Annotated in this window: 20 protein-coding genes, 1 pseudogene and 1 riboswitch; of the genes and pseudogenes, 10 read left to right on the forward strand and 11 right to left on the reverse strand. The window is 74.3% G+C overall.

The genetic code is table 11. The features are described 5' to 3' along the window. Positions 1–80 precede the first annotated feature (80 nt). The 5 genes from ACFWP3_RS15770 to ACFWP3_RS15790 all read left to right on the forward strand — a co-directional run bounded on the left by ACFWP3_RS15770 (position 81) and on the right by ACFWP3_RS15790 (position 4,712). Positions 81–722 (forward strand): response regulator, encoded by a 642-nt coding sequence (locus tag ACFWP3_RS15770; protein WP_384220909.1) that lies wholly within the window; start codon positions 81–83, stop codon positions 720–722. Between the two features lie 62 nt (positions 723–784). Next, positions 785–2,242, forward strand: coding sequence for a peptidoglycan D,D-transpeptidase FtsI family protein (locus ACFWP3_RS15775; RefSeq protein WP_384220847.1), 1,458 nt, complete (start codon positions 785–787; stop codon positions 2,240–2,242). 82 nt (positions 2,243–2,324) lie between these two features. After that, complete coding sequence (locus tag ACFWP3_RS15780) at positions 2,325–2,807, forward strand: GNAT family N-acetyltransferase (RefSeq protein WP_384220849.1); 483 nt, start codon at positions 2,325–2,327, stop codon at positions 2,805–2,807. A 72-nt stretch (positions 2,808–2,879) separates the two neighbouring features. Then, positions 2,880–3,587: a DsbA family oxidoreductase gene (locus tag ACFWP3_RS15785; RefSeq protein ID WP_384220852.1), complete on the forward strand. Its 708-nt coding sequence runs from the start codon at positions 2,880–2,882 to the stop codon at positions 3,585–3,587. Between the two features lie 69 nt (positions 3,588–3,656). Continuing rightward, complete coding sequence (locus ACFWP3_RS15790; protein WP_384220853.1) at positions 3,657–4,712, forward strand: aminotransferase class V-fold PLP-dependent enzyme; 1,056 nt, start codon at positions 3,657–3,659, stop codon at positions 4,710–4,712. Positions 4,713–4,804: 92 nt separating this feature from the next. On the opposite strand, the gene ACFWP3_RS15795 is transcribed toward ACFWP3_RS15790, so the two are convergent. After that, complete coding sequence (locus ACFWP3_RS15795) at positions 4,805–5,887, reverse strand: pyridoxal-phosphate-dependent aminotransferase family protein (RefSeq protein ID WP_384220912.1); 1,083 nt, start codon at positions 5,885–5,887, stop codon at positions 4,805–4,807. 76 nt (positions 5,888–5,963) lie between these two features. On the opposite strand from ACFWP3_RS15795, the gene ACFWP3_RS15800 reads away from it, so the two are divergent. Both ACFWP3_RS15800 and ACFWP3_RS15805 read left to right on the forward strand, forming a co-directional pair. Then, a complete protein-coding gene (locus tag ACFWP3_RS15800) occupies positions 5,964–7,067 on the forward strand; it encodes an amidohydrolase family protein (protein ID WP_384220855.1) in 1,104 nt (367 codons plus the stop codon). Between the two features lie 322 nt (positions 7,068–7,389). Beyond that, the gene (locus tag ACFWP3_RS15805) at positions 7,390–8,331 is read left to right on the forward strand and encodes an SCO1860 family LAETG-anchored protein (RefSeq protein WP_384220857.1); all 942 of its coding nucleotides are present in this window, start codon (positions 7,390–7,392) and stop codon (positions 8,329–8,331) included. Positions 8,332–8,415: 84 nt separating this feature from the next. On the opposite strand, the gene ACFWP3_RS15810 is transcribed toward ACFWP3_RS15805, so the two are convergent. Beyond that, the gene (locus tag ACFWP3_RS15810; protein WP_384220860.1) at positions 8,416–9,651 is read right to left on the reverse strand and encodes a CapA family protein; all 1,236 of its coding nucleotides are present in this window, start codon (positions 9,649–9,651) and stop codon (positions 8,416–8,418) included. A gap of 572 nt (positions 9,652–10,223) precedes the next feature. Further along, entirely contained in the window at positions 10,224–11,645 is a 1,422-nt protein-coding gene (cobC, locus tag ACFWP3_RS15815) for an Rv2231c family pyridoxal phosphate-dependent protein CobC (RefSeq protein WP_384220862.1), read from the reverse strand. A gap of 95 nt (positions 11,646–11,740) precedes the next feature. On the opposite strand from cobC, the gene ACFWP3_RS15820 reads away from it, so the two are divergent. Beyond that, complete coding sequence (locus tag ACFWP3_RS15820) at positions 11,741–12,466, forward strand: ZIP family metal transporter (RefSeq protein WP_384220864.1); 726 nt, start codon at positions 11,741–11,743, stop codon at positions 12,464–12,466. A 2-nt stretch (positions 12,467–12,468) separates the two neighbouring features. Here the strand turns inward: ACFWP3_RS15820 and ACFWP3_RS15825 are convergent, their stop codons facing one another. The 7 genes and pseudogenes from ACFWP3_RS15825 to ACFWP3_RS15855 form a co-directional block, all read right to left on the reverse strand. After that, the gene (locus ACFWP3_RS15825) at positions 12,469–13,842 is read right to left on the reverse strand and encodes a cobyrinate a,c-diamide synthase (protein WP_384220867.1); all 1,374 of its coding nucleotides are present in this window, start codon (positions 13,840–13,842) and stop codon (positions 12,469–12,471) included. Positions 13,843–13,847: 5 nt separating this feature from the next. Continuing rightward, the gene (cobO, locus tag ACFWP3_RS15830; protein WP_384220868.1) at positions 13,848–14,447 is read right to left on the reverse strand and encodes a cob(I)yrinic acid a,c-diamide adenosyltransferase; all 600 of its coding nucleotides are present in this window, start codon (positions 14,445–14,447) and stop codon (positions 13,848–13,850) included. After that, positions 14,447–16,561, reverse strand: a complete 2,115-nt coding sequence (locus tag ACFWP3_RS15835) for a putative cobaltochelatase (RefSeq protein WP_384220870.1) — start codon at positions 16,559–16,561, stop codon at positions 14,447–14,449. Before ACFWP3_RS15835 ends, cobO begins: the two co-directional genes overlap by 1 nt. A 58-nt stretch (positions 16,562–16,619) precedes the next feature. Next, a pseudogene (locus tag ACFWP3_RS15840) lies at positions 16,620–18,326 on the reverse strand (cobyric acid synthase). Continuing rightward, entirely contained in the window at positions 18,323–19,282 is a 960-nt protein-coding gene (locus tag ACFWP3_RS15845) for a cobalamin biosynthesis protein (RefSeq protein WP_384220873.1), read from the reverse strand. Before ACFWP3_RS15845 ends, ACFWP3_RS15840 begins: the two are co-directional and overlap by 4 nt. 58 nt (positions 19,283–19,340) lie before the next feature. After that, positions 19,341–19,424: riboswitch (cobalamin riboswitch) on the reverse strand. Positions 19,425–19,576: 152 nt separating this feature from the next. Then, positions 19,577–19,798, reverse strand: a complete 222-nt coding sequence (locus ACFWP3_RS15850; protein WP_384220875.1) for a hypothetical protein — start codon at positions 19,796–19,798, stop codon at positions 19,577–19,579. A 28-nt stretch (positions 19,799–19,826) separates the two neighbouring features. Further along, on the reverse strand, positions 19,827–21,104 hold the full coding sequence (locus ACFWP3_RS15855; RefSeq protein WP_384220877.1) for an anion permease: 1,278 nt from the start codon (positions 21,102–21,104) through the stop codon (positions 19,827–19,829). Between the two features lie 311 nt (positions 21,105–21,415). Between ACFWP3_RS15855 and ACFWP3_RS15860 the strand changes: the two genes are divergently transcribed. Beyond that, positions 21,416–22,546, forward strand: a complete 1,131-nt coding sequence (locus ACFWP3_RS15860) for an alpha/beta hydrolase family protein (RefSeq protein WP_384220880.1) — start codon at positions 21,416–21,418, stop codon at positions 22,544–22,546. Between the two features lie 212 nt (positions 22,547–22,758). Beyond that, positions 22,759–24,177 carry a hypothetical protein gene (locus ACFWP3_RS15865; RefSeq protein ID WP_384220882.1) on the forward strand — a complete coding sequence of 473 codons (1,419 nt, stop codon included), beginning with the start codon at positions 22,759–22,761 and terminating at the stop codon, positions 24,175–24,177. A 36-nt stretch (positions 24,178–24,213) separates the two neighbouring features. Here ACFWP3_RS15865 and ACFWP3_RS15870 read toward each other — a convergent pair whose 3' ends face one another. Continuing rightward, positions 24,214–24,609: a VOC family protein gene (locus tag ACFWP3_RS15870; RefSeq protein ID WP_384220884.1), complete on the reverse strand. Its 396-nt coding sequence runs from the start codon at positions 24,607–24,609 to the stop codon at positions 24,214–24,216. Positions 24,610–24,658: the final 49 nt, after the last annotated feature.

Genomic DNA, 24,658 nt, shown 5'->3' on the forward strand with positions numbered 1-24,658 from the left:
CGAGCCCGCACCCGCCCGCGGCGCCGCACCCGTCCGCCACGCCGAGCCCGCACCCGCACGGCACGGCCGGGCGGCCCCCGTTGCGCATCGTGATCTGCGACGACGAACGGATGGTGCGTACCGCCCTGCGGGTCATCCTCGAGGCCGAGGGGGACCTGGAGGTCGTCGGCGAGGCGGCCACCGGGGCGCAGGCCGTCCCGCTGGTCCGCTCACTGGCCCCGGACGTGGTGCTGATGGACGTCCGGATGCCCGAGATCGACGGGATCCGGGCCACCGAGCAGATCCTCGCGACCATGGCCGAGCCGCCGCGGATCGTGGTCGTCACCACCTTCGAGAACGACGCCTATGTCTACGGGGCGCTGCGCGCGGGAGCCGCCGGGTTCCTCCTCAAACGGGCCGACCCCGACGAGCTGATCGGCGCCGTGCGCCTGGTCGCCCGCGGGGACTCGCTGCTCTACCCGGCCGCCGTCCGCTCCCTCGCCGCCGCGCACACGGCCGCCGCGCCCGACGCCCCCTGGGTGGCCCGGCTCACCGACCGGGAGGCCGGCGTACTGCGGCTGATGGCCTCCGGGCTGTCGAACCACGAGATGAGCGAGCGCCTGGGCGTCGGACCGCAGACGGTCAAGACCCATGTCGCCTCGGTCCTCGCCAAGACCGGAGCCCGCGACCGGACCCAGGCCGTCATCGCCGCGTACGAGGGAGGCTTCATGAAGAAAAGCTGAGAACCCCGCCACAATCGGGGCAGAGCGGAACGGCTGGGGCCGTTGATACGTCCTTCTGGGGGATGAACAAGACGATCAGGCGTGCGTCGGTCTTCTGTCTGCTCCTGGTGCTGGCCCTGCTGGTCCGCGTCACCTGGGTGCAGGCATACCAAGGCCAGGCCCTCGCAGACGACAAGCACAACCGGCGCAACCTCATCGGGCAGTACGAGAACCCGTTGGGCAACATCATCGTGGGCGGGGAGGCGATCACGGGCTCGACGAAGACGGGCGGCAAGGACTTCGGGTACAAGCGGACCTACACCAACGGCCCGCTCTACGCGCCGATCACCGGCTACAGCTCCCAGGCCTACGGCGGGAGCATGCTGGAGGGTGTCTACAAGAACGTCCTCAACGGTTCCGACAACCGGCTGAAGACCATCATGGACATGCTCACCAACAAGCGGGCCGCCCCGGGCAACGTCCTGACCACCATCGACCCGGACGTGCAGAAGGCCGGGTACGACGCGCTCGACGGCAAGCAGGGCGCCGCCGTGGCCATGGACCCCGCGACGGGCCGGATCCTGGGCGTCGTCAACAACCCCTCCTACGACCCGAACCGGATCGCGGGTGCGGACAAGGCGGCCGAAGCGGCCTGGAACGAACTCAACGCCGACAAGGGCAAGGCGATGGAGAACGTGGCCCTGCGCAAGCCGCAGGCCCCCGGTTCCACCTTCAAGCTGGTCACCCTCGCCGCGGCGATCGAGAACGGGCTGGTCACCGACATCGACCAGCCGACCGGCATCCCCAACCCGTACACGATCCCCGGCACCCGCACCGACCTTCCCAGCGAGGCGAAGCCGCCGACCGCCTGCAACAACGTTTCTCCGCGTGTCGCCCTGCGGCTCTCCTGCAACAACGTCTTCGCGGAACTGGCGCACAAGCTGGGCCAGGACAAGATGCTCGCGATGGCCGAGAAGCTCGGCTTCAACGCGCAGATCGACACCCCGGTCCGCACCAACCCGCCCAGCAAGTACCCCTCGAAGAAGATGTCGGTCGACCAGGTCGCGCAGACGGGCATCGGCCAGTTCGACGTACAGGCCACCCCGCTGCAGATGGCGATGGTGACGGCCGCGATCGAGAACGGCGGCAAGCTCGTCGCCCCGCACATGGTCTCCGAGGTCACCGACGCCAACGGCAACGTGCTGGAGAGCTTCAAGGACCCCAAGTCCCAGCAGGTCATGAAGGAGAAGACCGCCTCGATGCTCCGCGACGCCATGAAGACGGTCGTCTCCGAAGGCGGCGGCCGCGAGGCCAAGGTGGACGGCGCCGAGGTGGGCGGCAAGACCGGTACCGCCCAGCGCGGTGTCAACAACAGCCTTTCCCCGCTGGCCTGGTTCACCTCGTACGGGAAGATGAACGGCAAGCAGATCGCCGTGGCCGTCGTGGTCGAGAACTCCGACACCGACCGGTCCGAGATCGGAGGCGGCAAGCTGGCCGCCCCCGTCGCCCAGAAGATGATGGAGGCGTGGCTCAAGAAGTAGCCGCGCGAGTCGCCGGACGTGCGCGACGCACGGCGGCGGACGCGCCGGGAACCGACACGGTTCCCGGCGCGTTTCCCTTCCCGTGATCAGGACCGCGCGACCCGCAGACCTCGACGCGATAACCGCCCTCCACACCAGGGCCCGGGCCACCTACTACCGGGGGCGGGTCCCCGAGGAGACCTACACCGGCGAACTCCACCGCGCCCATGCCCGCGCGGCCTGGTCCCGGGCTGTCGCGCGCCCCGCCGCCGAGGGCGGGGTGCTCTGCGCGGAGCAGGACGGCCAGGTCACCGGTGTCGCCGCCTTCCGCACCGCGGACGGCGAAACCACCCTCACCCAGCTCCACGTCGACCCGGTCCACTGGCGCCGAGGCACCGGCGCCGCCCTCCACGCGGCCTGCCTCGACGCCTGGCGCCGCGCCGGAATCGAGCGCGTCCGCCTCGAGGTCTACGCACACAACCTCCGCGCCCAGGCCTTCTACGCCACCCACGGCTGGCTCCCGGACCCCGGCCCCGCCCACTCCGGCTCCCACCTCACCCTCTGGCTCACGGTGTCCGGGGAATGAGACGGCCTCCCGGGTGGTTGAAGGGGGAACTGTTTGGACTGTCTGTTCGCCGAGCCGGAGAGAAGAAGGAACATGCGCGTCGAGATCTGGAGCGACATCGCCTGCCCGTGGTGCTACATCGGCAAGGCCCGTTTCGCCGAGGGGCTGGCCGGGTTCACGCACCGGGACGAGGTGGAGGTCGTCTTCCGGTCCTTCGAGCTCGACCCGAACGGCGCCAAGGGCGTCACCGCGCCCGTCCTGGAGATGCTGGCCAAGAAGTACGGCCGCACCCTCGACGAGGCGCGCGCGATGGAGGAGCACGTCGCGGCCAGTGCCCGCGCCGAAGGCCTGGTGTACCGGACCGACGGGCGCGACCACGGGAACACCTTCGACATCCACCGCCTGCTGCACCTGGCCGCCGACCGCGGCCGCCAGGAGGAGCTGCTGGACCTCGCCTTCCGGGCCAACTTCGGCGAGGAGCGGTCCGTCTTCGACCCCGAGGTGCTGGTCGCCCTCGCCGTGGAGGCCGGGCTGGACGAGGCCGAGGCGCGCGCCGTCCTCGCCGACGACACCGCCTACGCCGCCGAGGTCCGCGCCGACGAGCGCGAGGCCGCCGAGCTCGGCGCGAACGCCGTGCCCTTCTTCGTGCTCGACCGCCGCTACGGGATCTCGGGCGGCCAGTCGGCCGAGGTGTTCACCCGCGCCCTGGAGCAGGCGTGGGCGGGACGCGAGGTCGAGGAGCCGGCGGCGGGCGCCGAGGCGTGCGAGCCCGACGGGGCGTGCGCCGTCCCACAGGTATAAGCATTCCTTGAGGGTGGCGTGTAAATCTAGGCAATGGACTTTGGGTCGCTCGCGGCGCAGAGTGGACCCATGGATCTTCCCATCGCCGAAGCGGTCCGGGCGGAGTTCGCCCATTCCACCGTCTACCTCAACACCGCCACCTGCGGGATCCTCCCGCGTTCCGCCGTCGCCGCCGTACGCGATCTGGCCGACGCGGCGGGCGCCGGGACCCCCTCGGGGTTCGGCGACTTCGACCGCGTGAACCGGGTCCGGGCCGCCTTCGCCCGGCTGGTCGGGGTCGACGTCGAGCGGGTGGCCATCGGCTCGGCCGTGGCCACCCACGTCGGACTGGTCGCCGCCTCCCTCCCAGCCGGGGCCGAAGTGCTCTGCCCGGAGGGCGAGTTCGCGTCCGTCATCAACCCCTTCGTGGTGCGCGGCGACCTCAAGGTGCGCTTCGCACCGCTGGAATCCCTCGCCGAGGCCGTCGGCCCGGGCACCGTGCTGGCCGCGCTGAGCGCCGTACAGTCCGCCGACGGGCGGACGGCCGACCTGGCCGCGGTCCGCGCCGCCACCACCGCGCACGGTGCCCGCATGCTGGTGGACGCGACCCAGGCGGTGGGGTGGCTCCCCTTCGACGCCTCGCCGTACGAGTACACGGTCACGGCCGGCTACAAGTGGCTGCTCGGCGCCCGCGGGGCCTCGTACCTGACCGTGTCGCGCGAGGCCCAGCACACCCTGACCCCGCTGCACGCCGGCTGGGTGGCGGCCGAGGCCATGTGGGACGCCACCTACGGCCCCATGCCGGAACTGGCCCACGGAGCACGGCGGTTCGACGAGTCCCCCGCCTTCCTCGCCTACCACGCGGCCGAGGCCTCGCTGGACCTGCTGGAGCGGATCGGCGTCGGATCCGTCCACGCCCACAACACGGCCCTGGCCGACCGCTACCGGGCCGGACTCGCCGGCCTCGGCCACGAGCCCGTGCCCGGCGGGGCCGCCATCGTCTCGGTGCCCGGCCTCGCCGGCCGGCAGGAGGCCCTTCAGGCGGCCGGCCTCGCCACCGCCGCCCGCGCGGGCGCCCTGCGCGCCTCGTTCCACCTCTACAACACCGAGGCGGACGTCGACCGGCTGCTGGACGTCCTGTCCTGACCCCGCGGCGCCCCTGAACCCGCGGCGCCCGGCCCGGTCAGCCGGGCCGGGTCAGCCGGGCCCAGTCGGTCGGCCCGGTCCGTCGGCCAGGGTCAGCCGAGGCTCGACGCCCAGGCCGCCCCCGCCGCGGCGACCGCCGCCGCCGGCTCGGCGCCCAGGGCGGTCGCGAGGGACGCCAGCGCGCCCTGGACGACGGGCAGCGAGGCCGCGGTCCCGAAGTGGTTGACCCGGACCATCTCCCGGGCCAGCGCCCCGCCGCCCGCGGCGAGCGGGGCCGCCGGGTCCGCGGCCAGCGCCTTGGCCACCACCAGCGAGGCGTCCGCGACCCGCAGGGTGGTGGCCACCGGCGCCGCCTCAGCCACCCGGCCCACGTACGGGGCCACCCCGAGCTCGGCCGCGCCCGCGCGGGTCGCGGCCGCCGCGGCCGTGTGGCGGGCCGTCACCGAGGACAGCCCCTCCTGCGCGATGCGGTCGAGACAGGCCTCCAGCGCCAGCATCTCCAGCTGCGCCGGAGCGTGCGGCAGGGCCTTGCGCCCCGCGTCGATCCAGCGCTCCTTCCAGTCCAGCAGCGACAGGTAGGAGCGGCGCGGGGCCGCCTCGTTCTCCGCGAACCGGGCCCACGCCCGCTCCGACACGGACACCGCGGACACGCCCGCCGGACCGCCCATCGCCTTCTGCGCCCCGATCACGCACAGGTCCACGCCCCACGCGTCCGGCAGCAGCGGCTCCGCGCCCACCGAAGCCACCGCGTCCAGCATGAACAGCGCCCCGTGCGCCCGTACGGCCTCGCCGATCTCCGCGACCGGGTTCGTGTTGCCGGTCGCCGCCTCCGCGTGGACCAGCGAGACGAAGTCGATTTCCGGGTTCCCGGCCAGTGCCCGCGCCACCTGGCCGGCCGTCACCGCGGTGTCGAAGGGGACCTCCAGGTCCACCACCGTCGCACCGCAGTCGCGCAGCCAGTTGCCGAAGGTGGTCCCGTACGGCCCGGTGACCACGTTGAGCGCCGTCGACCCGGGCCGCGCGCCCGACCGGATGCACCCCTCCAGCGGCAGCAGCGCCTCGCCCTGGGTGATCACCACGTCCTGCCGGGTGGCGAGGAGGTCCGCGACGCCCCTCTCGATCGACGCGAAACGCTCGGCGGTGAGCGGCGGAAGGTCCAGCAGGGGGTGGGTCACGGGGTGGGTCACGGTGGTGCTCTCTTCGTCCGGGGTTACCCGCAGAGCGTATCCAGCACGCACGTACAGTGCCGACATGAGCGATGTGACCGCCACGGGCGGCGTGCTGCACGTGAAGGGACGGGTGCTGGTCGGGCCCCACGAGGTCCGCGACGAGCTCTGGGTGGTCGGGGGCCGGATCTCCTACGAGCGCCCGCGCGGCGCCCGGGAGATCACCACGGTGTCCGGCTGGGCCCTGCCGGGGCTGGTCGACGCGCACTGCCACGTCGGTCTGGACGCCCACGGCCCGGTCGACGCCGAGACCGCCGAACGCCAGGCGCTGACCGACCGCGACGCCGGGACCCTCCTCATCCGCGATGCCGGTTCCCCGTCCGACACCCGCTGGATCGACGACCGCGAGGACCTGCCGAAGATCATCCGGGCGGGCCGGCACATCGCGCGCACCCGCCGCTACATCCGCAACTACGCCCACGAGATCGAGCCCGCCGACCTCGTCGCCTACGTCGGCCGCGAAGCGCTGCGCGGTGACGGCTGGGTCAAGCTCGTCGGCGACTGGATCGACCGCGAGGCCGGGGACCTGGCGGCCTGCTGGCCGCGCGCCGAGGTGGAGGCGGCCATCGCCGAGGCGCACCGGCTGGGCGCCCGGGTCACCGCGCACTGCTTCGCGGAGGACTCGCTGCGCGATCTGGTCGAGGCGGGCATCGACTGCGTCGAGCACGCCACCGGCCTCACCGAGGACACCATCCCGCTGTTCGCGGAGCGCGGGGTCGCGATCGTGCCGACCCTCGTGAACATCGCCACCTTCCCGAAGATGGCGGCGGGCGGCGAGGCGAAGTTCCCGCGCTGGTCGGCGCACATGCGAAGGCTCCACGAGCGGCGGTACGACACCGTCCGCGCCGCCTGGGACGCGGGCATCCAGGTGTACGTGGGCACCGACGCGGGCGGCTCCCTGCCGCACGGCCTCGTCGCGGCGGAGGTCGGGGAGCTGGTGAAGGCCGGGATCCCGGCGCTGGACGCGCTGTCGGCGACGGCCTGGGCGGCACGCGAGTGGCTCGGCCGGCCGGGGCTCACCGAGGGGGCGCCCGCGGACCTCGTGGTCTACGCCGCCGATCCGCGGGCCGACGTACGGGCGCTCGCGCAGCCGCTGCGGGTCGTGGTGAACGGCGCGGTCCGGGCCTGAGGGGGAGGCCGGCGGGCTGTTGACGGCTCGGTGTTGACGGATGGGTGTTGACGGCTGGGTGTTGACGGCGCGTGACGTCTGCGGCCGGGCGGTCGTTGTACGTGCTCGCGCCCGCCGCCCGCCTGCGACAGGAGGGAACTCGCGTTCCTCCTGATGCGTGGAAATTCGAATGTATGCGTGGAAACCACCCTTTGGGGTGAACTCACGTCAGGTCGCTGCCCGTTCACTCACAGTGCGTAAAGATTCCGGGGACGAGGCCGTCGGCGCGCGATGTCCCCCATGGCGGCGCGACGGCACCCATCTCCCTGGGGGTTCCACCACCTTGAACAGCAACACCTTCCGCATGCCCGCGGCCGTCCTGCTCGCCACGGGAGCGGTAGCCCTGCTCACCGCCCCGCCCGCGTCCGCCACGGGAGGCGGCGGAGCCGGGGGCGAGGGCAAGGCCGGCGCCGTCGTCCTGCGCACCGGACTGGACGTGGGCCTGCTCAACAAGACCGTGCACGTCCCGCTGAAGACGACCCTCAACGAGGTCAGCGCCCCGGCGACGGCCGAGAAGACGGCGCTGACGGTCACCCTGGACGGAGTCGAGGGCGGCCGGCCGGTCAGCGTGCTCCGCGCCGACGTGGCCACCTCGAAGGCGACGGCCGACAAGAACCGGGCCGAGGCGGAGGTCAACCTGGCCAAGGCCCGGGTGCACGTGCCGGGCCTGCCGGCGCTCTCGCTGATCGAGGTGGAGAAGGTCACCTCCAAGGCCGTCTGCGAGGCGGGCAAGCAGCCGGTGGCCACCTCGAACGTCCTCGGGACGGTCACCGCGCTCGGCAAGAAGACCACCCTGTCGGCGGGCGGCCCCACCAAGGTCGAGGTGCCGGGCGTGGGCCTGGTCAGCCTGGAGCTGTCCGCCACCAAGACCACCTCCACGACGGCCGCCGCGACGGCGCTGCGCCTGAAGGTGTCGGTGAACCCGCTGAAGCTGAACGTGGCCGAGGTGGAGGGCGAGATCGTGCTCGCCGAGGCCCACTGCGTGTCCCCGGCGGCCCCCGCCCCGTCCGCCAAGCCCGACGCCAAGCCCGAGACCAAGCCCGACGTCAAGCCGCAGACCGCGACGGGCGCCGGCTCCGGGACCGGGGCGGCCGTCACCACCGACGCCAACCTGGCCGAGACCGGCGGCGGTTCGCTGACCCCGTACGTCGCGGGCGGCGCGCTGGTCCTGCTCGGGATCGGCGGGGGCGCGCTCGTCGTGACCCGCCGCGGCCGGACCTCGTAGCGCGCTGCCGTCCGCCGGGCGCGCCGCCCGCGGAGCACCCGGAGGGGAGTGCTCAGCGGGTGGCGTGCTCAGCGGGCGGCGTCCTCAGCGGGTGGCGTGCTCCAGGCCCTGGCCGGCCGCGCCGCGGGACAGCACGGCCTCGGCGACCTGCTCGTCGATCCGGGCGTACTCGCTCCGCTTGGCCGCGGGCAGCGAGCTGTCGGAGGCCGCGCAGGAGGCGCAGACGACGCGGAACGGCGGGCCCATGTCCGAGTACTGGGTGAGGAACTCGGCCTTCACCACCTCCCAGCGGCCCGCGTGGGCCGCCGCCGGGGCGAAGGTGAACCGCGGGACCGACGACTGGTTGCCGCGCAGCTTGTCGGCCGGCACGAAGCTGGCGACCTGGTCGCCCATGCCGAAGACCACCCAGGTGCCGTTGATCTTCTCGTAGGGCTGCGGCACGTGGTTGTGGGTCCCGAGGACCAGGTCGATGTCGGGGAGCCCGTCGGGCCCGCGGGAGGCGGTCAGCGCCTGCGCCAGCTCGCGCTGCTGCTCGTCGGGCGCGGTCTGCCACTCGGTGCCCCAGTGGACGCTGAGCACCACCACGTTCGCGCCGCCGGCCCGGGCCGCGCGGGCGTCGGCCAGGATCCGGTCCTTGTCGATCAGGTTCACGGCCCACGGCTTGCCCTCGGGGAGGGGGATGCCGTTCGTGCCGTACGTGTAGTCCAACTGGGCGACCTTCGCGCCGCCGGCCGACATCAGGGCCGGGGCCTTCGCCTCCTCCGGACCGCGGGCGGAGCCGACGTGCGCGATGCCGACCCGGTCGAGGTGCTCGAGGGTGCGCGCGAGGCCTTCGTAGCCGTCGTCCAGGGTGTGGTTCGAGGCGGTGGAGCAACTGTCGTACCCGGCGTCCTTCAGGGCGTCGGCCAGCTGGTGCGGGGCCTTGAACAGCGGGTAGCCGGTGTAGGGGCCGCCGGGGCGCCCGTACGGTATCTCGTGGTGGCACACCGCCAGGTCGGCGGCGGAGACCAGGGGTTTGACCCCGGCGAGTATCTTGCGGAAGTCGTACTCGCCGGCCTTGTCGGCGTCGTCCGCCGACCGCTGGACTATCGACGGGTACGGGATGATGTCGCCGGTCGCCACCAGCGTGAACGGCCCCTGCCCTGGCCGGGCGGGAGCGGGGGACGCGGCCTCGCTGGTCGCCGGGTCGGGCCGCCCCCCGAGCCGCTGCTCCGGCGCCGCGCTGCCACCGTCGTCCAGGAGCCGGGGCCCGACGAGGACCCCACCACCCACGACGGCCAACCCGGCCACGGCCACGCCGATGCGCGCGGAAGCCTTCATCACTACCCCCTGTACGGGGACGCTCGTGCACCCGCCCCCAAGGCGCCATCGTAGGCGCGCAGGCCGACATGCGCCTTTCCACCGCCCCACCCACACCACCCACCCGGCCCGGCCGCCACTTCGCCCCCGTCGCGGCCGGTTGCCCGCTCAAGTGCGCGGCCGCCGTGAGGGCGTGGTCCCGCGCCGGGGCGGCGGGTCTGTCGCGGCCGGTTGCCCGATCAGCGCGCGGCTGGCGCGAGGGTGTGGTCACATGCTCCGGGGGTGGGTAGGTCAGTCGTGGCCGGTGGCCTGCTCAGTGCGCGGCCGGCGCGAGGGTGTGGTCCGGCTCAGGGAGCGGCCAGTCCATCGTGGCCGGATAGCCGCTCGGCGCGCGGGCCCCGCCAGGGCGCGGTCCGCTCAGGGAGCGGCCTACCCGTCGCGGCGGTTGCCGTTCAGTGCGCGGCCGGCGCGAGGGCGTGGTCCCGCCCCGGGAGCGGCCTACCCGTCGTGGCCGGATGCCCGTTCGGCGCGCGGCCGGCGCCAGGGCGTGGTCCCGCTCCCGGAGCGGCTGACCCGTCGCGGCCGGTTGCCGCTCAGCGCGCGGACAGCGCCAGCGCGTGGTCCATGGCCTGGAGCAGGCGGCCCGTCGTTGCGCGGTCTCGGACGGCCAGGCGGAGCCAGGATCCGTCAAGCCCCGGGAAGGTGTCCCCGCGGCGTACGGCGAAGCCCAGTGCGCGCAGCCGGGTGCGGACCTCCGCGCCGCCCGCGACCCGGATCAGGACGAACGGCCCCTGCGCCGCCTCCACCACCGTGACCTCGTCGAACTCCGCGAGCCCGGCCAGCAGATGGGCCCGGTCCACCGCGATCCGCCGCGCGGCCTCCTCCGCCTCGGCCAGCGCCGCCGGAGCCACGCAGGCCTCGGCCGCCACCAGCGCGGGCGTCGACACCGGCCACAGCGGCTGCGCCGCGCCCAGCTTCGCGATCACCTCCGGCTCGGCCAGTACGTAGCCGATCCGCAGCCCCGCCAGCCCCCACGTCTTCGTCAGGCTCCGCAGCACCACCAGCCCCGGCAGGTCCGTCCGGCCGGCCAGCGCCTCCCGTTCGCCCGGGACCGCGTCCATGAACGCCTCGTCCACGACCAGGATCCGGCCCGGCCGGGCCAGCGCGGCCAGCGAAGCCGCCGGGTGCAGGACCGACGTCGGGTTGGTCGGGTTGCCGACCACGACCAGGTCCGCGTCCTCGGGCACCGCCGCCGGGTCCAGCCGGAACCCGTCCGCCGCGCCCAGCACCACCCGCTCCACCCGGTGGCCCGCGTCCCGCAGCGCCGCCTCCGGCTCGGTGAACTGCGGATGCACCACGACCGGGCGCTCGGCGTCCAGCGCCCGCGCGATCAGTACGAACGCCTCCGCGGCCCCGGCCGTCAGCAGCACCCGCTCGACCGGCAGCCCGTGCCGGTCCGCCACTGCCGCGCGCGCGGCCCGGCCGTCGGGGTAGGCGGCGAGCTCCCCGAGGGAGGCCGCGATCCGCTGCTTGAGCCACTCCGGGGGCGTGTCGGCCCGTACGTTGACCGCGAGGTCCACCAGGCCGGAGCCCGCGTCGATGACCTCGGCGTCGCCGTGGTGGCGCAGGTCGTGGGTCCGCGCCGTGGCCACCGCGCAGGTCGCGGCCACCGACCGGCGCTTGGGCACGAGGAGTTCACCGCCGCCCGCGAGGGCCGCGGCCTCCGCCACCGACGGGGTCCCGGTGGCGGAGCGCGCGGCCTCCGACGGATGCGGCACGGTGATCGCGGCCAGCTGCGCGGCCGGGTAGCCGATGAGCGGTACGCCGAAACGTTTCGCCGCACCCGTCAGCCCCGCCTCCGCCGCCTTCGAGTCCACCGTGGCCAGCGCCGTCACCGCCCCCGAGGCCAGCCCGGCCCCCCGCAGCGTCTCCTCGACCAGGGCGCAGACCTCCGCCACGGAAACCCCCGCACGTCCGCCGACCCCGACCACCAGCTGTGTCACGTACTCGCCCACCGGGGCCCTCCCTGCGTAGTCATCGTCAACAGTCCGCCACCCGCCGTCCGGACCCGGAAGTGCGCGCGGGCCCGCGACTCGGTATTCAGGGGCACATGGCCGTGATCGTGGCACTGGGCGCGTTCCTGATGACCCTGGCGGGCGGATGGACGGCGCAGCGCGTCACCGACCGCCGCCACCTCGTGCTGGGACTGGCGGGCGGGCTGATGCTCGGCGTCGTCGGCCTCGACCTGCTTCCGGAGGCCCTGCACGCGGCGGGCCGCGAGGTGTTCGGGGTTCCGCTCGCCCTGCTGCTGTTCGTGGCCGGGTTCCTCGTCGCGCACGTCGTGGAACGGCTCCTCGCCGTACGCCAGGCCGCACACGGAGCGGAGGACGGCGCCCGGGTCCCGCAGGTCGGGCTCACCGCGGCCGCCGCGATGGTCGGCCACAGCCTCGCCGACGGGGTGGCCCTGGGGGCCGCGTTCCAGGTCGGCGGGGGCATGGGCGTGGCCGTGGCGCTGGCCGTCATCACCCACGACTTCGCCGACGGGTTCAACACGTACACGCTGACCAGGCTGTACGGGAACGCCCGCCGCAAGGCGCTGATGATGCTCTTCGCGGACGCCGCGGCCCCCGTGGTGGGCGCCGCGTCCACTCTGCTGTTCACCCTTCCGGAGGAACCGCTCGGCGCGTACCTCGGCTTCTTCGGCGGGGTCCTGCTGTACCTGGCGGCCGCCGAGATCCTGCCCGAGGCGCACCACGAACACCCCGCCCTGTCCACGCTGATGTGCACGGTGGGCGGGGTGGCCGGGATCTGGCTCGTGGTGGGCATCGCGGAGTGATCTCACGGCCGGGCCGCCGCCGCCCCGGCGAACCGCAGGGCGACGGACGGCTCCGCCGCCCAGTGCGTGTGCAGGTAGCTGGCGTGCACGCCCTGCCGTACGAAGCCCTCGACGCGGCGCTCCGGGTGCGTGAACCCCCACGCGGGCTCCGTACCGGAGCCGGGCTCGACCACCGTCCGGTGGAACTCGTGCCCGCGCAGCCGGGTTCCGGCCGCCGCCAGGGCGCTGTCGGAGACCGCCACGGCCTCGCGGTAGCCGAGGGTGAGGCGCTCCGACATCCGGGCGTCGGCGTCGAGCACCCCGCACATGGGCTTCCCGTCCAGGGACCGCGCGAGGTACAGCAGCCCGGCGCATTCGGCGGCCACGGGTCCGCCCCGCGCGGCGAACGCGGCCACGGCCCCCCGCAGCGGTTCGTTCGCGGACAGTTCGGGCGCGTAGACCTCGGGGAACCCGCCGCCGATCACCAGGCCGGAGGTTCCCTCGGGCAGGGCCTCGTCCCGCAGCGGGTCGAAGGCGACCACGTCCGCCCCGGCGGCGGTCAGCAACTCCGCGTGCTCGGCGTACGAGAACGTGAACGCGGCCCCGCCGGCGACGGCAACCACCGGTCGTCGGCCGGGGTCCGGGGCGGCGCCCCGGCTGCGCGCCAGCGCGGTCACCGCGGACCACGGCTCGCAGTCCAGGGCCGGGGCCGTGCGGGCCAGGGCCATCAGGGCGTCCAGGTCGCAGCCGGCCCGGACCTGGTCGGCCAGCGCCGCGACCGCGGCCAGCGCATCCGCCCGCCGCTCGGCGACCGGCACCAGACCCAGGTGCCGCGAGGGCGCGGCCACCTGCGGAGCCCTCCGCAGGACGCCGAGCACCGGCATGCCGGCCTCCTCCAGCGCCTCCCGCAGCATCACCTCGTGCCGGTCGGAGCCCACCTTGTTCAGGATCACGCCCCCCAGCCGCACCTGCGGATCGAAGGAGGCGAAGCCGTGCACCAGCGCCGCCACCGAACGCGACTGCGAGGAGGCGTCGACGACCAGCACCACCGGCGCCCGCAGCAGCTTCGCCACCTGCGCGGTCGACGCCAGCTCACCCCGGCCCGCGGCCCCGTCGTAGAGCCCCATCACGCCCTCCACCACCGCCAGGTCGCACCCCGCCGCCCCGTGCGCGAACAGCGGAGCGACCAGCTCCGGCCCGCACATGAAGGCGTCGAGGTTGCGGCCCGGACGGCCGGTGGCCAGCGCGTGGTAGCCGGGGTCGATGTAGTCCGGCCCGGCCTTGTGCGGGGACACGGCGAGGCCGCGCTCCGAGAAGGCCGCCATCAGACCCGTGGCGACGGTGGTCTTGCCGCTGCCGGACGACGGCGCGGCGATGACCAGCCGGGGCACGTTCACGGAGGTCACCACTCGATGCCTCTCTGGCCCTTCTGGCCGGCGTCCATCGGGTGCTTGACCTTGGTCATCTCGGTGACGAGATCCGCGAACTCCAGCAGCTTCTCCGGCGCGTTGCGGCCGGTGATCACCACGTGCTGGGTGCCGGGCCGGTTCCGCAGCACCTCGATGACCTCGTCGACGTCGATCCAGCCCCAGTGCATCGGGTAGGCGAACTCGTCGAGCACGTACAGCTTGTGCGTCTCGGCCGCCAGATCCCGCTTGACCTGCTCCCAGCCCTCCTTGGCCGCCTGCTCGTTGTCGAGCTGGGCGTCGCGCTGGACCCAGGACCAGCCCTCGCCCATCTTGTGCCAGACCACGGAGCCGCCCTCGCCGGAGGCGCCGAGCACCTTCAGCGCGTTCTCCTCGCCGACCTTCCACTTCGCCGACTTGACGAACTGGAACACCCCGATCGGCCAGCCCTGGTTCCAGGCGCGCAGCGCCAGCCCGAAGGCCGCCGTGGACTTGCCCTTGCCGGGGCCGGTGTGGACGAAGACGAGCGGACGGTTGCGGCGCTGGCGCGTCGTGAGCCCGTCGTCCGGAACGACGCTCGGCTGTCCCTGCGGCATTACGCGGCCCTCCTGTTGCTGTCGGAAGCGGAAGATGACACTGCGGTACGTACGTTCTTCACGAGCCCGGCCAGCGAGTCGGCCCGCAGCCCGTCGAGGGTCACGGCGGGCCCGCCGAGATCGCCGGCCAGCACCCCGGCCAGCCCCAGCCGGACCGGCCCGGACTCGCAGTCCACGACCACCGACGCCACTCCCGCGGCGCGCAGCAGCCGGGCACTGCGCCCGGACAGCTCGCGCGGGTCGCCGCCGACGGCACCGGCCGAGGTGGCCCGCCCGTCGGTGACCACCACGAGCAGCGGCCGCCGCGAGGGGTCCCGCAGGCGCTCGATCCGCAGCACCTCGTGGGCCTTCAGCAGCCCGGCGGCCAGCGGGGTGCGGCCGCCGGTCGGCAGCTGCTCCAGCCGGGCCGCGGCCGCGTCCACCGAGGAGGTGGGCGGCAGCGCCAGCTCGGCCGTCGCCCCGCGGAAGGTGATCAGGCCGACCTTGTCCCGGCGCTGGTAGGCGTCCAGGAGCAGCGACAGCACGGCGCCCTTGACGGCGCTCATCCGCTGCCGGGCGGCCATCGAGCCCGAGGCGTCGACGACGAACAGGACGAGGTTGCCCTCGCGGCCCTCCCGCCGGGCCTGGCGCAGGTCGTCCTTGCGGATCACCAGGCCACGTCCGTCGCGCCCGCGCGCCATCTGGTGCGGGGCGGCGGCGTGCACGGTGGCCGCCAGGTGCAGCTTCGTGAGCTGGCCGGCGGGGCGCTGGGCGCCGGTGGTGCGGCCGTGGGCGGTACGGGCGCGCGAACGCCGCCCGGCCGCGCCCTCGCCGAGGCCGGGCACGCTCAGCATCTTGGTGCGGAACGGCTCCGCGGCCCGTACGGCGGCCTGTTCGGGCCCGCCGGCGCCCTGGGCGGAGGGCTGCGGGGCCTCGGGGGCCTCGGGGGCGTCCGCGGGTGCGCTCTCGGTGGACTCGGGCGGGGCGTCGCCGGAGGTCTGGGGGCCGTTGCCCTGCGGGGGCACCCCGCCACCGCCGTCGGGGCCGCCGCCGTTGTCGTCCGGGCCGCCGTCGTCCGGACCCTCCGGCTCCGGGTCGGGCTCGTTCTCCGGCTCCGGCTCCTCGTCCTCGAACCGGTCCAGGATCTCGTCCAGCTTGTCCTCGTCCAGGCCCGGCGCGTCGAAGGGGTTGCGCCGCCGCCGGTGCGGCAGCGCCAGCAGCGCGGCCTGCCGTACGTCCTCCTTCAGCACCTCGGTCCGCCCCGCCCAGGCGGCCAGCGCGGTCGCGGTCCGGGCCATCACGATGTCGGCCCGCATGCCGTCGACCTCGAAGCCCGCGCAGGTCGCCGCGATCCGCAGCAGCGCGGTGTCCCCGAGCCGGACCTGCGGGAGCAGGGCCCGCGCCGCCACCACCCGGGCGCGGACCTCGTGTTCGTCACCGGCCCAGCGGGTCGCGAAGCCGGCCGGGTCGTCCTCGTACGCCAGCCTGCGGCGCACGACCTCGACGCGCTGGGCGGGCTCGCGGGAGGCCGCGACCTCGACGGTCAGCCCGAAGCGGTCCAGGAGCTGCGGGCGCAGCTCGCCCTCCTCGGGGTTCATGGTGCCGACGAGCAGGAACCGTGCGGCGTGCCGGACGGAGACCCCCTCGCGCTCGACGTACGAGGCCCCCATCGCGGCGGCGTCGAGCAAAAGGTCGATGAGGTGGTCGTGCAGCAAGTTGACCTCGTCGACGTACAGGATCCCCCGGTGCGCGTCGGCGAGCAGGCCCGGCTCGAAGGCCTTCACGCCCTCGGCGAGGGCCCGTTCGATGTCGAGTGCCCCGACGAGGCGGTCCTCGGAGGCGCCGACGGGCAGCTCCACCATGCGGGCGGGCCGGTCCCGGCCGGGGCCGGGGTCGTGCGGGCCGTCCGGGCAGGCCGGGTCGGGCGCGGCCGGCGCGCACGAGAACCGGCAGCCGGGGACCACATCGACCTGCGGCAGCAGCGCCGACAGCGCGCGCACGGTGGTGGACTTGGCGGTCCCCTTCTCGCCGCGCACGAGCACACCACCGACCGCCGGGCTCACGGCGTTGAGCAGGAGCGCCAGCCGCAGGTCGGTCTGACCGACCACTGCGGTGAACGGATAGGGCGTGCTCATGCGTTGCTCACTCCTTGGTTGCGGTCCGTTGCTGGGGCTCCGCCCCAGACCCCGCGCCTCAATCGCCGGCGGGGCTGGATGTGGCTGGGGCTGGATTGCCGCGCAGCGGCAATTTCAGCCCCGCCGGCGTTTGAGGCGCGGGTCCGGGCAGAGCCCGGTTTCGGGAAGGGGCGGCGTGGGGGAGAGCCCCGCAGGGCCCGGCCCGTCACGGCGCGCCCGGGGGGAGGAACGGGAGGCCCGACGGGGCGCCGGTCTCGATCAGGCGGAGCAGGGCCGCGGTGTCCGCGTGTTCCTCGATCAGGTCGCCCAGCAGGTCCAGCTGCTCCTCCCGCAGGGAGCCGAACGAGGTGTCCGGGGCGGGGACGAAGCGCCGCCCGGCCGCGGCGGCCACCTCCCGCAGGAACGCCCGGCGGAAGCCGTCCGACTCGAGCGAGCCGTGCCAGTGGGTGCCCCACACCGATCCGACGCGGCAGCCGTCGAGGAAGGGCGTACCGCCCAGGACTTCGGCCACGCCGTGGTGGATCTCGTACCCGTCCACGGGCTCGCCCAGCGCCGAGCCCACCGGCCGCGCCAGGGTCTTCTCCCGCTCGAAGCGGACCCGTACGGGCAGCAGTCCGAGGCCGTCGACCGCGCCCGCCCGGGATTCCACCTCGTCCTCGATGTGCTCGCCCAGCACCTGGAACCCGCCGCAGATCCCGAGCACCGGCCGCCCCTCGGCGGCCCGCCGGACCAGGGCGTCCGCCAGCCCGCGCTCGCGCAGCCAGGCCAGGGCCTTCACCGTGCCCCGCGTGCCCGGCACGATGACCAGGTCCGCGTCGGCCAGTTCCTCGGCCCGGTCCACGAACCGCACCACCACGCCCGGCTCGGCCGCGAGCGCGTCCACGTCCGTGAAGTTCGACATCAGCGGCACCGCGCACACCGCGACCCGCAGCACGTCCTCGCCGACCGGCGGTGCCACCACGGACTCCCGTACCGCTCCCCGCAGGGAGACCCGGAGCCCGTCCTCCTCGTCGATGCCCAGCCCGTGCCGGAAGGGCAGGACCCCGAACGTGGCCCGCCCGGTCAGGCCGCGCAGCATCTCCATGCCCGGCTCCAGCAGCGAGACGTCGCCGCGGAACTTGTTGACCAGGTATCCGGCGATCAGCGACTGGTCCTCAGCCGACAGCAGGGCCGTCGTGCCGAAGAAGGAGGCGAAGACCCCGCCCCGGTCGATGTCCCCGACCACGACCACCGGGAACCGCGCGGCCCGCGCGATGCCCATGTTCACGATGTCGGTCCGGCGCAGGTTGATCTCGGCCGGACTGCCCGCCCCCTCGCAGATCACGGCGTCATACGTGCCCCGCAGCTGCTCCAGGCAGTCCGTGACGATGCCGAGCAGCTGCTCCTGCCTGCCCCCGTGCAGCGCCTTCCCGGGGGACGACCCCCCAGACCCCCCGAAGAACCCGCGGGCGCTCATCTCGCCCACCGGCTTGCCCAGCAGCACCACCTGGCTGCTGCGGTCGCTGCCGGGCTTGAGCAGGACCGGGTTCATCAGCGCGGTCGGCTCCACGCGGGCTGCCTGCGCCTGCATCGCCTGGGCGCGGCCGATCTCGGCGCCCTCCCGGGTGACGAAGGAGTTCAGCGACATGTTCTGCGCCTTGAAGGGCGCCACCTTCACGCCCTGCCGGGACAGCCAGCGGCAGATGCCCGCCGTGACCACGCTCTTGCCCGCGTCCGACGTGGTTCCGGCGACCAGCAGTCCGCCGCCGCGCTTCGCGCCGCTCATGCGCGCCCCCTCCGTGATGTACGCGAGACCAGCATGCGGGCCGCGACACAGGTGCCCAGCGCCAGCCAGGTCACCTGCCGCGACAGCCGTACCGCCCGCTCGATGTCCGCGACCTCCACCGGCCGCCCCGCCCCGCCGTTGAGGACCGCCCGGTGTTCGACCCGGCCGCCGTACGCCAGGGTGCCGCCCAGCCGTACGCCGAGCGCCCCCGCGAAGGAGGCCTCCACGGGCCCGGCGTTCGGGCTCGGGTGCCCGGCGGCGTCCGCGCGCCAGGCCCGTACGGCTCCCCGCCGGTCGGGTCCGGCCACCACGGCGGCCAGCGCGGTCAGCCGGGCCCCCGGCCAGCCCGCCAGGTCGTCGAGCCGGGCGGAGGCCCAGCCGTAGCGCAGGTAGCGGGGGGACTTGTGGCCGACCATCGCGTCGAGGGTGTTCACGGCGCGGAAGGCCAGCAGCCCGGGGACGCCGGCGACGGCGCCCCACACCAGGGCCCCGACCACCGCGTCGGAGGTGTTCTCCGCGACCGACTCGACGACGGCGCGGGCCATCTGCTGCTCGTCCAGGGCCTCCGGGTCGCGTCCGCACAGGTGCGGCAGCCGCTCGCGGGCCACCTCGGCGTCTCCGGCGGCGAGCGCGCCGCCGATGGCGCGGGCCTCCCGGCCCAGCGAGGTGCCGCCGACGACGGCCCAGGTGGCGGCGGCGGTCAGGGCTATGCGGGCCGCCGCGGGCCGGGAGCGCACGGCGCGGGCGCCCAGCGCGCCGACGGCGGCCGCGCTCCCGGCGCAGACCAGGGTGTGCAGGAGGCCCCGCGCGCGGTCGTCGCGCCACAGGGCGCGCTCGACGGCGGCGGCGGCTCGTCCGAAGGCGGCCACGGGGTGCCCTCGGCGCGGATCCCCGAGGATCCGGTCGCCGATCAGGCCCGCCGTGACGCCGTACGCGAAGACGCGATCGGCACGCATGGTGGCAGGTATGTCCTCACTCAGGGTCCGCGCCCTGGTTCGACGTGTCCGGCGGCGAGAGTTCCTGGCTCCCGGGTCGCACTCGGCCGAGTGCCCCGGTGACAGTGGCGGGACCGCGCCGGATTCGCACCGGACTTCCTCTCCATGCCGCCGTATTGGCTCGGGCAGTCCACCACGCACCGCGAATGCCCGTCAACTCGCCGTTGACCTGCGTCGGGGCGGCGGTGAGGGAGGGGGCGGGGGTACACGAAAGCTCCCCCCGGGGAGCCCGGGGGGAGCTTCACGCGTGATGGGTCAGACGACGATCAGGTAGATCCCGTACGACACGGCCGCCGCGCAGAGCGCGAAGCAGGCGTAGGCGCCGCTGCGGGCGAGGGTGGCCGCGCCGCCGCGCTCGGTGGCGGCCTCGTGCTTGGACAGGCCCACCAGGCCGAGGGTGAACAGGGCCACGAGGGCGACGGTGGCGGAGAGGCTGACCCCGAACACGGAGCCGAGTGCTTCCCAGTCGATCTTCATACCGCTGATTCCTCTGTCGTTCTCGGGGTCAGACCGCCGCGGCCGGAGCCGCAGGCGTCGCGGTCGAGGCCGGGATGGTGGCCTTGAGGTCCTCGACCGTCACCGCGGCGGTGGTACCGGCGGCGGCGGTGGTCGGCGGGACGGTGACGGCCGCGATCGCCGTGGTGACGACACCCGGCTCCGCGGTGGCGTCCGCCGGCGCGTCGTTGACGTCGTTGACGTTGGTGTGGTCGACGACCTGGCGGCGCGAGACGAGCCAGATGGCGAGGCAGGAGCCGATCAGGAAGACCGTGACGGCGGCGATGCCGATGTCACCGGTGCGCATGACGAGCTCGGCGCCCGCGGAGACGAGGGCGGCGGCCGGCAGGGTCAGGCCCCAGGCGATGAACATGCGGGTCGCGGTGGACCAGCGGACCACACCGCCCTTGCGGCCCAGGCCCGCACCCATGACCGCGCCGGAGCACGAGTGGGTGGTGGAGAGCGAGAAGCCGAGGTTCGAGGAGGCCAGGATGACGGTGGCGGCCGAGGTCTGGGCGGCGAAGCCCTGCTGCGGCTGCAGGTCGGTCAGGCCCTTGCCCATGGTGCGGATGATGCGCCAGCCGCCCAGGTAGGTGCCGAGCGCGATGGCGACACCGGCGGAGAGGATGACCCACAACGGCGGGTTCGCGTCGGGCGCGATCGCGCCGCCGGCGATGAGCGCCAGGGTGATGATGCCCATCGTCTTCTGCGCGTCGTTGGTGCCGTGCGCGAGGGAGACGAGTCCGGCCGAGGCGATCTGACCGGCGCGGTAGCCCTTGGCCGAGGTCTTCTCGCCGACCTTGTTGTCGAACTTGTAGGTGACCTTCGTGGCCAGCATCGCCGCGAGACCGGCGACGAGCGGGGCCGCGATCGCCGGGATGAGCACCTTGGTGACGAGCGTGTCGCCGTTGACCGCGCCGAGGCCGGCCGAGGCGACCGCGGCACCGATCAGGCCGCCCATCAGGGCGTGCGAGGAGCTGGAGGGCAGGCCGACCAGCCAGGTGAGGAGGTTCCAGAGGATCGCGCCGACCAGGGCGGCGAAGATCACCTCTGGCTGGATGCCCTCCTCGTTGACCAGGCCCTTGGAGATCGTCTTGGCGACCTCCACGGACATGAAAGCGCCGACGAGGTTGAGCACGGCGGACATGGCCACCGCCGTCTTGGGCTTGAGGGCGCCAGTGGAGATGGTGGTGGCCATCGCATTGGCTGTGTCGTGGAAACCGTTCGTGAAGTCGAACACGAGAGCGGTAATGATCACGATCCCGAGGAGAAGCGTTATGTGCTCCATTTACCCAGGCTTCTGTTTGACGTCAGTGGCTCGGCGACCGTAGGCAACCTGGATGAACGGAAGGTGAACTGACGCGGGCCTAACGGTGTCCCCGCGCGCGGTGTGTTCGGGTCATTCGTCCTGATTCTGACGTAGTTATCTCGATAAATGCACGTCAAAGCGGGGTGAACGAACCCCTCCGCGAGGGACTTCCGGCAGGCCGGCCGACCCGCCCGGGGCACCGAAAGAGAGCTAGATCACCTCCCCGGCGGCCACCGTCGGAACGATCGCCTCCGGTGGCCCGCCGAAGCCCGCGCCTCGACACTGGAGCCGTGCGTACCGCGACAGCGACGGCAGCGGCCGTCACCACGACCCTCCTGGGCGCCGGCGTGGCCGCGGTCGCGGCCGGCCGGTACGCCGCCGGCGCGGCCCTGCGGCCCGAGCCCGGGCACCCGCTGCCCGGCAGCCCGCGCCTGAGCGTCCACTCCGCCGGCGAGGGCCGGGTCGTACTGACCCGCTCGCTCGGCTCCCTGCGCCCCGGTACGTACGGACTCGACGCCCCCGGCGTGCACGCCGTGGTCGGACCCGTGCTCCCCGACGCCGAGCACGACCCGGACACCGTCGTACGCCGCCTCCTCGGCGTCACCCACGGCAGCCTCGACCCCGGCACCCGCGTCACCCTGACCCCCCAGGTCCACCTCGGGAACCCGCGCACCGCCCTCGGGCTCGAGCACGCCGACGTGGACATCCCCGGAGAGCTCGGCGCCCTGCCCGCCTGGTTCGTGCCCGGGGCCCGCGACACCTGGGTCATCACCGTGCACGGACTCGGCTCCGGCCGGGAGCACCCGATGGTGGTCATGCCCTTCCTGCACCGGCACCGGCTGCCCGTCCTGGACCTCGCCTACCGCGGTGACCTCGGCGCCCCCGCCTCCCCGGACGGCCTCGGCCACCTCGGCGAGTCGGAGTGGCGGGACCTGGACGCCGCCATCCGCTACGCCCTGCGCTACGGCGCCCGCCGCGTGATCCTGCACGGCTGGTCCACCGGCGCCGCCATGGCCCTGCGCGCCGCCGAACGCTCGGCGCTGGCCGCCCGGATCTCCGGGCTCGTGCTCGACTCGCCCGTGCTCGACTGGCACGCGACCCTGCGCGGGCTCGCCGCGGCGCGCCACACCCCGGGCCCCGTGCTCCCGCTCGCGGTCCGGGCCGCCGAGAGCCGCGCGGGGCTGCGCGCCGACCACCGGCCGCCCCTGGCCGACCCGGGCGCGCTGCGCGTCCCCGTACTCGTCTTCCACGGTCCGGACGACACCCTCGCCCCCTGGGGGCCCTCGCTGCGGCTCGCCGCCGCCCGGCCCGACCTCGTCACCCTGCACACCGTGCGCGAGGCGGGCCACGGCGCCATGTGGAACGCCGACCCGGCCGGCTACGAGGAGGCCCTGCGCCGCTTCCTCACCCCCCTCATGTGAGCCCCGCCCGACCGCTCGTGCGACCCCTCTTCCAGCCCCCGTTCCGACCCCTCTTCCGGCCCTTCGCGCGGCCGTTCACAGGACCGTTCATGTGAAGGGGATGTGGCGGCGGGAGCCCTGCGGGTGAGTTGCCCCGGTCTGCACCTCGGGCCTGCCTTGGAAACGGCTGGTTCCGTTTGGGCTTTCGGCCAGTGACGGGCGAGACTGCTTCCGTGACGTCCCGAAAGCCTGATGAGCAGTTGGCTCGCGACTCCAGACTCCGCCTCGTCTACCCGAGGTCCGTCAGTACGGCACGCAAGGCGGTGACGGACCGGCGCACCCGGCCCGCCCCGAGGCCCCCGGCGGGTACACCCGCCACGGCCGACCTCGCGAACCGGGCACGGGCCTCGCTCGCCGACGCCGTACGCCTGACCCGCTGGGCCGAGCTCAACCTCGGTGCCGGCGACGGGGGCAGCCCCGCCCCCACGGGCGCCCTCCGCCCGGAGGACGTCGAACGCGCCGCCGCGGAACTGAACCTGACGCACGGCCAGATCAGAGTCGGCTGGGACCGCGCCCGGCTCGCCGGTCTCGTCGAGGTGCACGGCGGCCACGCCCGGCCCGGCTGGCGCCTGCGCGCCTGGGACCGCGACGACACCGCCGTACTGCGCGGCTGGGTCGCCCTCTTCGACGCCTGGTCCCTCGTGCACCCCGCCCCCGCCGACATCGCCCCCGCGGCCGTCGCCGAGGTCGTCGAGGCGATGCCCCAGCTGCTGTCCCTGCTCCAGCTGTCCGCCGGACCGGTGACCGTCCCCGACCTCCTCGACCTGCTCGGGCAGCGCGTCACCGAACTGCGCGACGAGCGGTGCGAGGTCCCGTACGACACGGAGCCCGCGGCCGCCCGGACGGACGAGCCCGGCACCCCCGCCCCGGCCCCGCTCGCCCGGCTGCTGCGCTGGGCGCTCGGCGGACTCGCCGCCGTGGACGCCGTCACCCTCGGGCCCGCACGGGCCGCGCTCACCCCGCTCGGCAGCTGGGCGGTCTGGGTCAAACTGGAGCAGATCTGCGTGGCCGCGCAGAGCCCCGCCGGGAACATCGAGCAGTCCGCCGCCGCCATGCTGCACGGCTGCGCCCGGCTCACCCCGGGCCCGGCCCGCGCCGAGTACCAGGCCTGGCTCGCGGCCCGGCCCGTCCGGCACGCCGTGAGCGAGCTCCTGCACGCCGCCCGCGGCGAGGACGCCCTGCTGCGCGGCCTCGCCTTCGAGGCGCTGCGCGTGGTCGGCGCCCCCGCCGAACCCGAGGTGCGCGCCGCCGTACGGGAGCCCGCCCTGCGCCCCTACGCCCTGCTGTGGCTCGCCGAGCACGACGGGGTCGATCCCGACGAGGCGCAGGACGTCCTCACCGCCGAGGAGTCGACCTGGCTCTGGGTGGACACCGCGGCCGCCATCGCCGACCACGGCGAAGCCGAGCTGCTGGCCCGCCACCTCGACTCGGCCGTCCGGACCACCGTGCCCCGGCTGCTGGACGAGGTCCGCGCGGTCGGCCACCCGCGCACCGTGCAGGTGCTGGTCGCACTGGCCGCCGCCCATCCCGACCCGGCCCTGGCCAAGGCGGTCCGCCGGGCCGCCTTCCAGGTCCACACCGGCGGCGCGTAGCCCCGTACGGGCGAAGGGACGTACCCGCCGCGGGTCTCAGACCTGCGGCGCGTACGTCCCGAAGCTCCAGATGTTGCCCTCGCCGTCCCGGGCCATGTAGTCGCGGGAGCCGTAGTCCTGGTCGGTGGGCTCCATCAGGATCTCCGCACCGTGTTCGACGGCCCGCCGGTGGTGGGCGTCGACGTCTTCGACGACGACGTAGACCCCCGAGGGCCCGGCATCGCCCATGGCCTTGTCGAAGACCCCGCCGGTGCCCTTGCTGCCGAGCATCACGACGCCGTTGCCGTAGGCCAGCTCCGCGTGCACCACGGCGCCGTTCTCACCCTCGTACACCGCGACCTGGCTGAAGCCGAAGGCCTCGGTCAGCAGCTTGATGGCCGCCTTCGCATCGCGGTAGACCAGCGTGGGGCAGATGGACGGAACGCCTGCCATGACGATCACTCCCTCTCGTGACGGTGACCCACGTCACAGCATGGCAGGC

This window comes from Streptomyces sp. NPDC058525 (genome assembly GCF_042719495.1).
GTDB lineage: Bacteria > Actinomycetota > Actinomycetes > Streptomycetales > Streptomycetaceae > Streptomyces.

Excerpts from the sequence above, each read along its gene's own strand:
- ACFWP3_RS15775 (WP_384220847.1), top strand. The coding sequence starts at position 785 with ATGAACAAGACGATCAGGCGTGCGTCGGTCTTCTGTCTGCTCCTGGTG.
- ACFWP3_RS15785 (WP_384220852.1), top strand. The coding sequence starts at position 2,880 with ATGCGCGTCGAGATCTGGAGCGACATCGCCTGCCCGTGGTGCTACATC.
- ACFWP3_RS15790 (WP_384220853.1), top strand. The coding sequence starts at position 3,657 with ATGGATCTTCCCATCGCCGAAGCGGTCCGGGCGGAGTTCGCCCATTCC.
- ACFWP3_RS15800 (WP_384220855.1), top strand. The coding sequence starts at position 5,964 with ATGAGCGATGTGACCGCCACGGGCGGCGTGCTGCACGTGAAGGGACGG.
- ACFWP3_RS15810 (WP_384220860.1), bottom strand. The coding sequence starts at position 9,651 with ATGAAGGCTTCCGCGCGCATCGGCGTGGCCGTGGCCGGGTTGGCCGTC.
- ACFWP3_RS15820 (WP_384220864.1), top strand. The coding sequence starts at position 11,741 with ATGGCCGTGATCGTGGCACTGGGCGCGTTCCTGATGACCCTGGCGGGC.
- cobO (WP_384220868.1), bottom strand. The coding sequence starts at position 14,447 with ATGCCGCAGGGACAGCCGAGCGTCGTTCCGGACGACGGGCTCACGACG.
- ACFWP3_RS15835 (WP_384220870.1), bottom strand. The coding sequence starts at position 16,561 with ATGAGCACGCCCTATCCGTTCACCGCAGTGGTCGGTCAGACCGACCTG.
- ACFWP3_RS15845 (WP_384220873.1), bottom strand. The coding sequence starts at position 19,282 with ATGCGTGCCGATCGCGTCTTCGCGTACGGCGTCACGGCGGGCCTGATC.
- ACFWP3_RS15850 (WP_384220875.1), bottom strand. The coding sequence starts at position 19,798 with ATGAAGATCGACTGGGAAGCACTCGGCTCCGTGTTCGGGGTCAGCCTC.
- ACFWP3_RS15855 (WP_384220877.1), bottom strand. The coding sequence starts at position 21,104 with ATGGAGCACATAACGCTTCTCCTCGGGATCGTGATCATTACCGCTCTC.
- ACFWP3_RS15870 (WP_384220884.1), bottom strand. The coding sequence starts at position 24,609 with ATGGCAGGCGTTCCGTCCATCTGCCCCACGCTGGTCTACCGCGATGCG.